Source organism: Marinobacter flavimaris (genome assembly GCF_002933295.1).
In the GTDB taxonomy this organism is placed as follows: Bacteria; Pseudomonadota; Gammaproteobacteria; order Pseudomonadales; family Oleiphilaceae; genus Marinobacter; species Marinobacter flavimaris.
In genome coordinates this window covers 272,128-285,761 of the sequence record NZ_PSSW01000004.1, presented here as the reverse complement: position 1 = coordinate 285,761, position 13,634 = coordinate 272,128, and the positions used below count along the sequence as shown (strand labels likewise).

At 58.3% G+C, this 13,634-nt stretch carries 11 protein-coding genes; 5 read left to right on the top strand and 6 right to left on the bottom strand.

Annotated features, from left to right (window positions below; all coding sequences use genetic code 11):
• Positions 1-6: 6 nt before the first annotated feature.
• The 3 genes from MDHKLMBL_RS09795 to MDHKLMBL_RS09785 all read right to left on the bottom strand — a co-directional run bounded on the left by MDHKLMBL_RS09795 (position 7) and on the right by MDHKLMBL_RS09785 (position 2,425).
• Positions 7-921, bottom strand: coding sequence for a cation diffusion facilitator family transporter (locus tag MDHKLMBL_RS09795; protein ID WP_092032062.1), 915 nt, complete (start codon positions 919-921; stop codon positions 7-9).
• A 74-nt stretch (positions 922-995) separates the two neighbouring features.
• A complete protein-coding gene (locus MDHKLMBL_RS09790) occupies positions 996-1,589 on the bottom strand; it encodes an SCO family protein (RefSeq protein WP_092032059.1) in 594 nt (197 codons plus the stop codon).
• Positions 1,586-2,425 (bottom strand): cytochrome c oxidase assembly protein, encoded by an 840-nt coding sequence (locus MDHKLMBL_RS09785; RefSeq protein ID WP_104270721.1) that lies wholly within the window; start codon positions 2,423-2,425, stop codon positions 1,586-1,588. The genes MDHKLMBL_RS09790 and MDHKLMBL_RS09785 overlap by 4 nt, the downstream gene beginning before the upstream one ends.
• A gap of 126 nt (positions 2,426-2,551) precedes the next feature.
• Here MDHKLMBL_RS09785 and MDHKLMBL_RS09780 point away from each other — a divergent pair, with 126 nt between their 5' ends.
• A complete protein-coding gene (locus MDHKLMBL_RS09780; RefSeq protein ID WP_104270720.1) occupies positions 2,552-4,240 on the top strand; it encodes an HAD family hydrolase in 1,689 nt (562 codons plus the stop codon).
• 33 nt (positions 4,241-4,273) lie between these two features.
• On the opposite strand, the gene MDHKLMBL_RS09775 is transcribed toward MDHKLMBL_RS09780, so the two are convergent.
• A complete protein-coding gene (locus MDHKLMBL_RS09775; protein WP_104270719.1) occupies positions 4,274-5,536 on the bottom strand; it encodes a substrate-binding periplasmic protein in 1,263 nt (420 codons plus the stop codon).
• Positions 5,537-5,646: 110 nt separating this feature from the next.
• Entirely contained in the window at positions 5,647-7,179 is a 1,533-nt protein-coding gene (locus MDHKLMBL_RS09770; protein WP_104270718.1) for a cryptochrome/photolyase family protein, read from the bottom strand.
• 191 nt (positions 7,180-7,370) lie between these two features.
• Between MDHKLMBL_RS09770 and hemN the strand changes: the two genes are divergently transcribed.
• A complete protein-coding gene (gene hemN / locus MDHKLMBL_RS09765; RefSeq protein ID WP_104270759.1) occupies positions 7,371-8,789 on the top strand; it encodes an oxygen-independent coproporphyrinogen III oxidase in 1,419 nt (472 codons plus the stop codon).
• 114 nt (positions 8,790-8,903) lie between these two features.
• On the opposite strand, the gene MDHKLMBL_RS09760 is transcribed toward hemN, so the two are convergent.
• Positions 8,904-10,919, bottom strand: a complete 2,016-nt coding sequence (locus tag MDHKLMBL_RS09760) for a methyl-accepting chemotaxis protein (RefSeq protein ID WP_104270717.1) — start codon at positions 10,917-10,919, stop codon at positions 8,904-8,906.
• A 307-nt stretch (positions 10,920-11,226) separates the two neighbouring features.
• Here MDHKLMBL_RS09760 and ubiU point away from each other — a divergent pair, with 307 nt between their 5' ends.
• From ubiU to MDHKLMBL_RS09745, 3 genes are all read left to right on the top strand, one after another.
• Positions 11,227-12,222, top strand: coding sequence for a ubiquinone anaerobic biosynthesis protein UbiU (ubiU, locus tag MDHKLMBL_RS09755; RefSeq protein ID WP_104270716.1), 996 nt, complete (start codon positions 11,227-11,229; stop codon positions 12,220-12,222).
• A gap of 13 nt (positions 12,223-12,235) precedes the next feature.
• Positions 12,236-13,129 carry a U32 family peptidase gene (locus tag MDHKLMBL_RS09750; protein ID WP_104270715.1) on the top strand — a complete coding sequence of 298 codons (894 nt, stop codon included), beginning with the start codon at positions 12,236-12,238 and terminating at the stop codon, positions 13,127-13,129.
• A gap of 109 nt (positions 13,130-13,238) precedes the next feature.
• Positions 13,239-13,601 (top strand): DUF488 domain-containing protein, encoded by a 363-nt coding sequence (locus tag MDHKLMBL_RS09745; RefSeq protein WP_008175419.1) that lies wholly within the window; start codon positions 13,239-13,241, stop codon positions 13,599-13,601.
• Positions 13,602-13,634: the final 33 nt, after the last annotated feature.

The window sequence follows — 13,634 nt, the reverse complement described above, 5'->3', positions numbered from 1 at the left end:
CGGGGATCAGCAGTAGGCAAGTGTCGGGCAATTGCTGGCCTCCCGCTCCCATTGAATGGTCACATGCTGGATATTGAAGTCACTTGCCAGCATTCGGGTGGCCTGCTCGATGATCTGATCGTCACTGGCCGGGTCGGGCTTGACGAGATGGACTGTGAGAGCGTTCTCCGTTGTGCTTAGCCCCCAGATGTGGAGATGATGAACCGATTCAACACCGGGCAGTCCTTTCAGACTATCGAGGACTTCCTGCGGGTTGATGTCCCTGGGTACCGCGTCCACCGCAAGATTGAGTGAATCCTTGAGCAACTGCCAGGTTCCCATAAAGATCACCGCTGCGATCACCAGACTTACGAGCGGATCGATCCAGTCAAGGCCGGTAAAAAGGATCACAAGGCCGGCAACCACAACGCCCACGGACACAGCCGTGTCCGCCGCCATGTGGAGGAACGCCCCGCGGATATTGAGATCGCCCTCCTGGCCTTTCATGAACAGTAGCATCGTGAGGCCATTGATAATGACCCCGATGCCGGCGACCACGATGACGGTCAAACCGGTAACCTCCGCCGGTTCGTTGAAACGGCCAATGGCCTCCCAGGCAATGCCGCCAACGGCAGCAATCAGAAAAAGCGCGTTGAAAAGAGCTGCCAGGATCGTGGATTTTTTCAGTCCGTAGGTGTTCCGGTCAGTGGCTTCCTGGGTGGCAAGCCAACTCGCAACCCAGGCCATGACAAGGCCCAGCACATCGCTCAGGTTATGGCCGGCATCTGCCAGCAGGGCCAGGGATCCGGACAGGACACCGTAGACCGCCTCAATGGCAACAAAGACCACATTGAGCACGACGGCCAGCGCAAACGAGCGATTATGCGTGTCGAAATGCTGCGCATGGCCGTGCCCGTGGCTGTGATCGTGGTGGCTGTGCATTTTCTGCTCTCCGTTTATTGATGATTCTGGGGAGCATTCAAAACCCTGTAGTTGCTACAGGGTCAAGGGTGAGATTAACCCGATTCCCGGGCCAGCTGGGCCAGATCTTCACTGATCTGCTCGGGCGACAGGCCGGGGCGTAGCAGCAGCCGGGCGTTGCCACTGCGATCGAACACGTAAACGGCGCTGCTGTGGGAGACGTTGTAGTTGCCGCTGGCGTCGGGCTTGTCGTAACCGAAGGTTGTTCGATAGCGTTTGGTGAGCTCTCGAAGCGCGGGTTCTTCCGCTGTCATGCCAACAACCCGATCACCGAAAAAATCCACGTAGCTGGCCAGGCGTTCCGGCGTATCCCTGCGCGGGTCAACGCTGACGAACAGGGTTGTTACATCGTCCCGGTACTCTTCGGGCAGTTGCCCAACGGACCGGCGAAGATCGGTCAGCGTGGTCGGGCAGACATCCGGGCAGGAGGTGAAGCCGAAGTACAATAGCCGGATGGTGCCTCGTGAGTCAGCGGGGGTCACGGTATTCCCATCAGTGCCCTCGAGCTGGAACTCAAGCTCGGGCATCAGGCCTGAGATGTCTTTGCCATGCCAGCTTTCATCATTCCCGGTGCAGCCGGTGAGCATCAGTGCCACGAAAATCAGCCAGAGTAGCCGTATTCTGCTCATGCGTTACCTCCCGCCAGAGAGCGGCTTTTCGGGAATTTGCCATCTTCATGCATGGCCCGGCGAAGCACGATCAGGATGCCCAGGATGCTCATCATGGCCGGGGGAATCCAGGTCAGTAGGCCGCCCAGCAACTGGTCCGTTTCCGGTGGCATCGGCCATGCCCGGCCGCAGACCTCGTAGACGTCATACACCATGCCCCTGGAAAATACGATCCAGGCGCCAAGAATCATCTGGGGTATCGCCACCAGCGCCAGCAGCAGGATACGTTTCCCGTAGCCAAGCGCATTCGTGACTGCAGGACTGCGGGGATCGAAGATCAGCCACCAGAACAGCAGGCCGTCCAGCAGCATGCTCCAGTTCATGATCCAGTACAGCTGCCGGCTGAGCATGGCGTCAAAATGAATCGGCGGCCAGAGCCAGAAGTAGATCAGTCCCACGAAGAGAAACGAGGCGATCAGGGGTTGCTGCAATAGGCGGTAAATCCACCCCAGAGGCTGCAGCCAATAACGCACAGACGGCGAAATTTTCTGATACCAGAAGCGCATCACCGGCAGTGGATTGGACAGCGCAATCAGAATTGGCCCCAGGTGGTGAAGAATAAGGTGTTGTCCCCGGTGAACGAAAAACATGTACTGGGAGTAGTAGTCGAACCGGGTCTGCATCACCGCATAGCAGAGCATAACGCCCAGTGTGAATGTAACGATCCGGCCCGGTCCCGGCCGGTCCTGCTCCGGCATCCTCAGTAGCGCTGCACCGTAAAACCCGAGCACCAGCATGTAACTGAGCAGGGTCAGCGGTGAAAAGTCGTAGGGCAGTAGGTAGCTCGATACTGGCATAGATCAGACTCGATGCGTGCGCGCAGTGGAAACCGGGTTTATCTTTCTTGTCAGTACCGCTGAGTTTTGCCGGCCCGGCGGCGGATTTCAAGGCCGGCTTGAGGCAACTTCTGATGGAGGCGGGGCATGGCCCGATTTTGCGATTCCATTTCAGCACCGTCGGTGTTGATCTTTGACTGGCACGGCACCCTCGTCGACACCCACGATGCCATGTTCAGTGCCATGGAAGATATGCTGCCGCAACTGGAAGAGCTGGGGCTCGTGGAGCGGCTGCTGCCGGAGGATAAATGCCGTACCGGCGACGACGCGCGCCTGGTGCGCTACATCCGGATCTTCCGGCGCCTGCATCCGCGTATTCTGGCAGAGCGGCGGGTTTCAAGGACGGACATTTTCAATGCCATCTTTGGCGACGACAAAGAAGCCAAGCTGATTGCCCACAAGGCCTACAACGAGGCCTACCGCCGTTATTTCGGGCAGGTAAAACCGTTTCAACCTGGCGCGTATGAGTACCTCAGCGCCCTGAAAGCGATGGGTATCCGCCTGGCGGTGTCGACCAATCGGAACCGAGAATTCCTGGACCGGGAATTACAGACGGTTGACGAAGGCCGATGGCGACGGCTGTTCGATGCCACGGTCTGTGCCGACGACGTAACCGAGTACAAGCCCGACCCCGAGGTGATTCTCAAGGCGCTTGAAAAGCTCGGTCTGACAGCGGATGAAACGGCCTGGTATGTCGGCGACAGCTACGTCGACATGCTCACCGCCAACAAGGCCGGCGTGTCGGGCGTGTTCTACAACGGCGCCTGCTGGGAATCCGGCCGGATCGACAGCTGGTTCTCGCACCGGGACGCGCCCGCGGCCATTCTGGACAGCTTTGAGGACCTCATGGACCTTTTAGCCCTGCTTGAGCGGAGCCAGCCGGAGGCCTTCGAGCAGACGCCTGCCGAGGTTCGACCCCGGCCCTTTCCGCCGCCACAGCGACCCGAGCCGAGAATTGAGCCGGACTGGCACCCGGCGGTGGTCAAGCTCATCCGTCCGGCAGTCATCCTGTTCGACTGGCACGCCACCCTGGTAGATACCCTTGACGCCATGTACCACGCGGTGGACGACATGCTGCCGGATTTCCACAAACTCAAACTGATGGACCGCATGGTGGCGCCGGAAGACAGCAAAACCCCGGAAGATGTGAAGCTGGTTGCCTACGTCCGGGAGTTTGCGAAGCTGCATCCGAAGGTGAAGGCAGACCGCAAGATTTCCCGAACCGATATCTTTGAGGTGTTGTTCGGGGATGACCAGGAAGCCAAGCAGATTGCCCACCAGGCGTTCAACCACCACTACCGGAAACACTACGGTACCGTGAAGGCGTTTGAGCCGAAGGTGCGCGAAGTTCTGGAAGGGTTACGGCGGCTGGGCATCCAGGTGGGTGTCATTACCAACCGGGACCGCGAGTTTTTCGAGCACGAACTGGCGGCGGTGGAGGATACCGGCTGGACGCATCTGTTTGATGTTGACGTCTGCGGCGACGATACACCCCTGCGCAAGCCCCACCCGGATCAACTGCTGCTGGCGGTCCAGAAACTGGATTACCCGCCCGACCCGAGTGTGTGGTACGTGGGCGATAGCACGACTGACGTTATTGCCGCCAAGCGCGCGGGCCTGACCTCGGTATTCTTCAACGGAGCCCAGTGGGATCTGCCCTGGCTGAACAAGATTTTTCCGGGTACCCACAAACACCCGGATAAGCCGGATGTGGTGGTCAATGACTTCTCGGAGTTCTGGGCCCTGGTGTTGGCCTGTGAAGTCGGACCGCCCTGAGTGTCTGCTTTGCCGGGAGGACGATTGAATCAATCAGTATTGTTCAGAGTCGCTCAGTGCTTCCTCGATACTGAGTCCGATCACGATCACACCGAGGGCCGGTTCCCCGTGATCATTCAAAACCGGCCTGCTGGCGGTAACCTGGAATCTGGCCGCGGACTTGTCGTACCGAATGGGTGAGAGGTATATCGGTGGATCGCCACCGGGTTGGGTTGCCCGATTTTCCATGACTTTCTGGAATTTGGGCTCATCACCTTGCCAGTAGTCTGAGGTGAGCTGGCTCATCGCTGAGAGGGTTCCCATGTCATTGACCAGCATTACCTCTGTGACAAGGCCCTGGTGGGAATGTTGCCACGCCTGCAGCGCTTTGGAGCCTGGAAGTGCCAGTATGTCCGCTGCCAGATCTGGCACTGCAAGGGGTGACAGCGCCGTCCATTGGCTGTCGATGGTCATTACGTCAGTAAAGCTCTCCTGCCTCGGTCCTTCGTCGATGATCTGGCGAACATCGAGGATGCTGTTCATTTCCTTGAAAAGCCGGCTCGACAGCTCCGAAATGCGTCGATCTTCTTCCTGTGACAGCGCAAGTTGCCCGGCCATACAGCTGTTCAGCGTGCGGTTGAATATGCCGAGAAATTCGGGGTTGTCTGAGGTAAAGGTTTCGCCCAGATAAAGGTAGAGCGGGGCATAGCGAACGAAGTGCGCACGGAGCTGCGTGCCGGCCAATTCTTTGGCCTGGCGCAGACGATCCATGACTCGCTCATCCATCAGGGCGGTATCAATTCGGCCCCGCTTGAGCAGGGCCAACAGCTGTGAGGGGGAGGATACGCTCAGGAAAATCCCATAGCCTTTAGCGCTCAGCCAGGCCTCTTCATTGCTACCGGCGACAACGCCTATTCGAAGGTCTTTGGTAAACGCTTTGTCGTCGCGAGTGAAAAAGTACCACTTCTCAAGCGCCACCGGATCGCTCCGTGTGGCAATGGTGTCGAGTTCTGCAGAAGGATCAATGGCAAAATAGCCATCGATCATATTGCGTTCCAGCGAATGTATGGCCCGGTTCTGGGGCGTAATCCGGATGCGGGTTGACCAGCCGGCCCGGTTGGCAGCACAAATCACCGTGTCTGCGGTTTCACCGGAGATCTGACTTTCTCCACCCGTGTCAGAGCCCACCATCTGATACGGCGGGCTTTCAAAGGTGTAGAGGTTCAGGAATGGAGGCTGGGCCTGGCAAAGGGGCGATGCCAGTACTGTTGTCAGACCCAATGCCAGTCGAAGGTTCATCGTCGGGGCCGCGTCCATGGTGTTAACAATCCTGATGTCAGGCTAGCACCAATGTGGGGCTTTTGCCGCACAAGTGCAGGACATATTGGCGTAAACACCTGCTTTGCGGAAGCCGACCGATGTTGGGGTTAAAGCTTCTCCAGGTTCGTCAACAAATACCCGGCGCGCTGGAGCAGCGCTTCCCGTTTCTCGGGCTTCTGCTTGTCCCAGTTCCGGTACATCATGCCCATACGCGGGTTTTTGGCAAAGTCGTCCCGATGGCGATCGATGAAATGCCAGTACAGGGCGTTGAACGGGCAGGCGTCATCTTCGGTGGCCTTGTTCACCTTATAATGACAGTTGGCGCAATGGTCCGACATGCGCTGGATATACTTGCCGCTGGCGGCGTAGGGTTTTGAGCCCAGGTAGCCGCCATCCGCGTGCATGACCATCCCCAGCACGTTGGGTAGTTCCACCCAGTCATAGGCATCGGCGTATACCGCCAGGTACCAGTCACAGATTTCCTCCGGCTTGATACCCGCCAGCAGCGCGAAATTGCCGGTAACCATCAGGCGCTGAATATGGTGGGCGTACGCGTTGCGACGGGTGGCATCAATGGCCTTGTGCATGCACCGCATTTTCGTGTCCCCGGTCCAGTAGAACCAGGGCAGGGCGCGGGTGTTGCCCAGACGGTTTTCTTTGGCATATCCCGGCATGTTCATCCAGTAAATGCCCCGCACGAACTCGCGCCAGCCCAGTATCTGACGGATAAATCCCTCCACCGCGTTGATCGGTGCACGGCCTGAATACCACGCCTGAGCGGCCGCCTCGCAAACCGCCACCGGATCCAGAAGCCCGGAATTGATGTAGGGCGACAGGATGGAATGAAACAGCCAGTCCTCGTTGTCCGAAATCGCGTCCTGATAATCGCCAAAGCAGGGCAGGGCATAATCGATGAAGTGTTCGAGCGCTCCCTGCGCGTCCTCGGCGGTAACGGCAAAATGGAAGTCGTCGGTGGTGCCGAAGTGATCGCTGAAATGCTCATCCACCAGGGCGATCACATCCCGAGTAATGGCATCCGGCTCTATCCGGAATGGCGCCGGGGCCGGCGGCTTGCCGGTCCATTTCTTCCGGTTGTCGGCATCGAAATTCCACTGCCCGCCCTCGGGCTCACCGTCGGAGGCCATCAACAAACCGGTCTTGCGCCGCATCTCCCGGTAGAAGAGTTCCATCCGCAACTGCTTGCGGCCCTCGGCCCAGTCGGCAAACTCCTGCTTGGTGGCAATAAACCGTGTATCCGGCCGGATTTCCACCGGTACCCCAAGGCGCTCGTGCCAACCACTGATCTGCTCATGCAGCCGCCATTCACCACACTCTGTGGTGATCACGCTCTCGGCATTGATCTGCTTAACCTGCTCGCCAACCACTGCCTCGAGGCTCTGGTGCTCGTTGTCCGGGTGATAGGCCTGGTAGTGAACCTGCCAACCATCGCTCTCCAGTTGCCGGGCGAAGTGACGCATGGCACTGAACAGCAGTACGATTTTCTTTTTGTGGTGATTGGTGTAGCTGGCTTCCTCATGGACTTCGGCCATCACTATGAGATCCCGATCCTTGTCGGCGTTGTCGAGAGCGCTGATGTTTCTCGTTAACTGGTCGCCGAGAATCAGAATCAGGTTGGCCATGCTGGGGAATCCTCCAATCAGTAAGCTGCGGGCTATGCCCACAAAGGGGTAAACCAAGTACGCCAACAGCCCAAGGGTGGTTCATATGCAGCGTTGGTAAACTGAAACCAACGTTCAGCTGACACGCATCAAAAAGAGGCGACAGGGATTGCCTTAGAATGGCCCCGATTTTATCTGACCCCGAGTTTGACATGACCCCCACATCCGCACTCAAAGCCCAAGACGCTACACTGCCAGAATTCATCTGGGATGACGCCCTGATCCGCCGCTACGACTTGAGCGGCCCGAGGTACACCTCCTATCCCACGGCCGTCGAGTTCAATCAGAACTACCCGATTGAGCACATGGTGAAAGCTGCGGCTCGCAGCAAGGCCAGTGGCCGGCCGTTGTCGCTCTACACCCACCTGCCATTCTGCGCGCACCTTTGCTACTACTGCGCCTGCAACAAGGTCATCACCAAAAAGCGTGACAAGGCGATGCCCTATGTTGAGCGGGTGCTGAAAGAGGCGGCTATCCAGTCAAAACTGTTCGGGGCCGACCGGCCGGTGACACAGCTGCATTGGGGTGGCGGTACCCCCACGTTTTTGCCTAAAGATGTGATGGAACACCTGATGGCGGGATACGGGGAGCTGTTCAACCTGCAAACCGGCGATGAGCGGGATTACAGTGTAGAGATCGACCCGCGGGAAGTGGACCAGGATACCCTGCCAACCCTGTGGAACCTGGGCTTCAACCGGATCAGTCTGGGGGTACAGGATGTAAACCCGGAGGTTCAGAAAGCAGTGAACCGTATCCAGCCCCGGGCCATGACCGAAGCGGTGCTCAACGAGGCACGGCGCATCGGCTTCCGGTCCATCAACCTGGACCTGATTTACGGCCTGCCATACCAGACGCCGGAAAGCTTTGCCGAGACCCTGGAAGCGGTGATCGAGATGTCGCCGGACCGGCTGTCAGTGTTCAGCTATGCCCACCTGCCGGAGCGTTTCTATCCGCAGACCCGGATTCAGGGCGACACCCTGCCCAGTCCGCAGCAGAAGCTGACCATCCTGCATAACACCATCAACCGTTTGCTGGACGCCGGGTACGAATACATTGGCATGGACCACTTCGCCAAGCCGGACGACAGCCTGGCGGTGGCGCAACGAGAAGGCCGTCTGCACCGGAATTTCCAGGGTTACACCACCCATTCCGAATGCGATCTGGTTTCCCTCGGCGTTTCCGCAATTGGTCAGACGGACGATGCCTATTTCCAGAACAATCACGACCTGCCTTCCTGGGAAGCATCCATTGATGCCGGCCAACTGGCCATCACCAAAGGCGTCAACCTGACCCGGGACGACCGAATCCGCCGCTGGGTGATCGGCCAGCTGATTTGCCAGTTCCGGCTGGACCGTCAGCTGTTTGCAGATGTCTGGCAGGAAGATCTGAACCGCTATTTTGCCGATGAGCTCAGCCGTTTGAAGCCCATGGTTCAGGATGAACTGATTGCCGATGACGGTAACGCGCTTCAGGTTCAGCCTGCAGGGCGGTTGCTGATCCGGGCGATCTGCCAGATTTTTGATTTGTACCGCAAAGAGGGCGCCAGCCAGCGGTTCTCGCGGATTATCTGATAGTAGCGGCATGGTCGGGGTCAGAAGAGTGCTTGCTTCTGACCCCATGTTCATTTGCAGAGCCAAAAAAGGGGCTGTCCGTTTCCGGAGAGCCCCTTTTGCGTCTTGCTAGTATCAGCTGTAGGCCGGCACCTTGAACTCGTTGGCAAGGTCCTGAAGGACCCTGGCCAGCCGTGCCTGCTCGCCGGTCACCTGGGTGATTTCCTGGGAGCCGGTCAGCGTCAGTATGGCGGCTTCACTGACTGATTCCATGCTGCCCGCCAGCTCCCGGGTAACCGCCACCTGCTCTTCAGAGGCGGTCGCAATCTGGCCGGCCATATCGGAGATGCTGTTCACGTCGGTCAGGATATCCGCGAAGGTCTGCTCCAGCTCGGACGCCTGCTCACTGGTGGCGTTAGCCAACTTATGGCTTTCGACAATCGAGCGGCTGGCATTGTCTGTAATGCTCTGAAAGCTGGTGATAATCTCCTCGATCTGGGTGGTGGATTCATGGGTCTGTTGCGCCAGAGTGCGGACTTCGTCGGCGACCACCGCAAACCCTCGACCATGCTCGCCGGCGCGGGCGGCTTCAATAGCCGCGTTCAGCGCCAGCAGGTTGGTCTGGTCGGCAACCTTCCGGATCACATCGACCACATCGGCGATGGTTGAGCTGCGGCTTTCCAGCTCTTCGATCACCTCGTTCACCTTCTGAACCGACCTGGCCAGCGACCGGATGCTCTTCACGCTCCCGTGCAATACCTGTTCGCCACTGCGGCTTTTCTCCATGGCACTGCGTGCGGCATCGGCCACCTGCTGGGTGTTTCGGGAGATTTCCTCGGAGGTAGCCGACATTTCTTCGGTCGCCGCCGCCACTTGCTCAATCTGTTGCTGCTGGTTCTTCACCTGGCTGGCGTTCTGACCGGCGGTGGAGCTGGTCTCTTCCGTGGCGGTGGCCAACTGGACGCTGGACTTGTCGATGTGCAGCAAGGCATTGCCGAAGCGTCCGAACAACTCGTTGATGGCCTTGCCAATGGTGCCCACTTCATCTCGGCTCGAAATTTCGATTTCGCGGGTCAGGTCCTTGTTGTCCATGGCAAAGCGTACTCCATCCAGCAGTCGACCGACCTGCAAATTGATCGCGCGGATGATAACCAGCATCAGGATCAAGACGATCAGAACCGCGCCGGCGGAAATGACGGCAGCCACCATCAGGTCTCGACGGGCATCGGCGACGCCTGCCGAGGCGAGGCTCATGAGTCCGGAGAGCATTTCCTGTCTGGCCTGATTGAGGACACCGATTCTCTGGGTTGTGGTGGCAAACCAGTCAGATGCGTCCAGTGCATACATGCCAGATGGACTGCTGAACAAGGTTTCACGACGCTCCGCCAGAGCATGGCTCGCGGCACTCAGGTGCTGTTTTTCCAGGGTTTCACGTGTCTTGTCATCCGCCGACAGCATGGCCATGGCTTCATTCAGGTAGGCTTCCTGATGGCCGCCAAGACGTGCAATTCGAGCCACGGCAGGCAGATTGAAGTCACCGCTGCGAATCATCGACGCGCCGGCAGCCCGCTCGCGACCGGCCATCTCTGCGACGTTGGCGAGGGCATAGTAGCCGTTAACCTCGCGAGTAATTTCTGGATCTGTCGAGCGCCGGACGATGAGGCCAATCCGGTCGATCAGCTCCATAATCATCGCGGTATAGCGGGGAGCAGCGTCGCTGCGGTTGTCCACCAAGTTGCGGAGGGCACCAAGATTTCCGAGACCATCACGGACAGACCGAATGCTTGCTTCAACCGACTGATCGAACTCCGTGTCAGCCATCAGGGCCTCGATTTCACGAAAGTAGGCCGAAATCCGGTTGTCGGTCTGGTTCCGCTGGTCCCTGAGGTCTCTTTCAGCCTGGCGAGCAGTATCGCTTCCCGGTTTGCTGGCAAGGAACACAGCAGAACGGCCACGCTCTTTTTGCAAGGCTTCGGTCAGTGGATCGCCGGCTTGGGCCAGTTCCACCATTTCGCCCAGTTCACGCATGTCGACGAGTTTTCCATAGCTCAGCACGATACTGCCTGCGGCAAAGAAGAGAATAACGAGCAGGGCCGGTACCACCAGGGTAACCAGCTTGCCTCGCATAGAGAGGTTGTTAATGAGTTTCATAGCCGTGCCTTGATCAAATAGACGTTAAGTCAATTATCCCGGCCTGTCCCGCACAGGTTCTATAATCTTGACGGGGTAGCCGATGGGGTAGTTTCAGGTGTGTGAGTTCCTGTGATCGTGTGTTAATTGCCTGATATTGATCAAGAAACGGTGCTGGTACGTAGCAGTGCGGAGGGTACCTCTCCCGGGGTAGGTCCCTCGGTCGATGAACCAGCGAGGAGAGCGGCTTGCCCGAGGCTGACAATGGTCAAGGCATTTACTGCGTAAGTGCCGGTAACGTATGGGCATTCTAGTAGTGGAGAATGCCATGGAACTTGTCTGCCCTGCCGGTAGCCTTCCGGCCCTGAAAGCCGCCGTGGAAAACGGTGCCAACGCCGTCTATTTCGGTTTTCGTGACAGCACCAACGCCCGTCAGTTTGCTGGCCTGAACTTCAACGAAAAGCGCGCCGCAGAGGGTGTCGACTATGCCCACTCGCACGGTGCAAGAGTGTTCTGTGCCATCAATACGTACCCGCAACCAGACGGCTGGGAGCAATGGAAGGGGGCGGTAGACCGCGCCGCAAGGCTTGGTGTGGATGCCATCATTCTGGCCGACATGGGCCTGCTGGATTATGCCGCCAACCGTTATCCCAACATCCCACGGCATCTCTCAGTTCAAGGGTCTGCCACGAGCCACGAAGCGCTCTCCTTCTACAAGGACAACTTCGATATTCGCCGGGCCGTGCTGCCCCGGGTTCTGTCGCTGGACCAAGTGCGTGGTGTGGCCAAACACAGCCCGGTGGAACTGGAAGTGTTTGCCTTCGGTAGCCTGTGCATCATGGCTGAGGGCCGCTGCTACCTGTCTTCCTACCTGACCGATGAGTCCCCGAATACCCGGGGCGCCTGTTCCCCGGCCAAAGCTGTGCGTTGGCAGGAAACCCCGCAGGGGCTTGAGTCCCGCCTCAACGATGTCCTGATTGACCGTTATGGGCAGGGCGAATCCGCCGGCTACCCGACGCTGTGCAAAGGCCGTTTTGAGGTTGAGGGTCATGTTTACCACGCCATTGAGGAGCCGGTTAGCCTGAACACCCTGGACCTGTTGCCGGAGCTTCAGGCGCTGGGTATCAGTGCCGTGAAGATTGAGGGGCGCCAACGAAGCCCGTCCTACATCGCAGACGTAGCCAGAACCTGGCGCCATGCCCTGGACGAGCTTGAGGCCGGCCACGACGGCTTTACTGTTGAACCTCAGTGGCAGCAGACGCTTGCTGGGCTTTCCGAGGGCGGCCTGACAACGCTGGGCGCTTACCATCGCAAATGGAAATAGGGTTTTACCATCCATGTTGAAGTTATCCTTGGGGCCGATCCTGTGGTTCTGGTCCAGGCAGACCGTTTTCGATTTCTATGCCAATGCCGCCGAGTGGCCGGTGGATACCATCTATCTGGGCGAAGTGGTGTGTTCCCGACGGCGGGAACTGAAACCGGATGACTGGCTCGATCTGGCCCTTGATCTGAAAGCCTGTGGCAAGAATGTGGTGCTCTCCACGCTCACGTTGATTGAGTCGGAGGCCGATTTGCGTCGCCTGCGCCGGTTTTGTGAGCAGGATGAATTCCTGGTGGAGGCCAACGATCAGAGCGCTCTGCAGGTGGCCATCCGGAACAGGATACCGTTTGTTACCGGTCCCTCGATGAACATCTACAACACCGCCACCCTGAAGATCCTCGCCGGGCAGGGCCTGAAGGAGTGGAGCCTGCCGGTGGAGCTGGGCAAGGAAACCCTGGAACAGCTAATCAGGGAGCTGCAGCAGGAAGAACTGGACCTTCCCGCCGAAGTGTTTTCCTGGGGCTTCCTGCCCCTGGCATGGTCCTCCCGATGCTTTACCGCCCGCCATTACAACCTGCCCAAGGACAACTGCGAGTTCCGCTGCCTGCAGCACCCGGACGGCATGGAGTTGCGCTCCCGGGAAAGCCAGGAGCTGTTCCGCATCAACGGCATTTCCACCTTGTCTGGCTCCCGTTACGACCTGATGCGGGAGTTGCCGGATATGGAGCGTATGGGGGTAAGCACCGTGCGCCTGAGCCCGGAACATCAGGGCATGGAGGAGGTGGTCAGACGCTTTGATCAGGTCCGCCGGGGAGAAGTGCCAGCCTCCGACCCGCTGCAACTGGTGGAGGCACCGCCGTGCAACGGGTACTGGTATGGCAAGCCGGGGATGGACCTGATCCCGACTTGATATAGATAAACCGCCCCTGCGACTTTTGCTGGTTTTTGTTAGCGTCGTTTGCTGAGATTGCTCTATATCCCGAGTTTTATTCTCTGGAAAATCCGGGAGGAATGCGCTTATGGATATCCGACTGAAACGCGCTTATGCAGAACCCTCAACCTCAGATGGCCCACGGCTGCTTGTTGACCGTATCTGGCCTCGGGGAGTGGCCAAAGAAGATGCGGATATAGCTCACTGGCTGAAGGGTCTGGCGCCGTCAACTGAACTGCGCAAGTGGTTCGGTCACGATCCCGAAAAATGGCCGGAGTTTCGGGAGCGGTACCTTGAAGAGCTGACATCAGGTGATGCCAGCGAGGATCTTGAGGCACTTAAGAAGCTGCTTGAGCAACATGACCGCATAACGCTCGTGTTTGCTGCGAAGGATACCGAGCACAACAATGCTGTGGCGCTCCGGGATTATATTTTGAATGACCAACTCTGAATCATTGGAGAATGGCGGCCCGTTGGGCCGTCC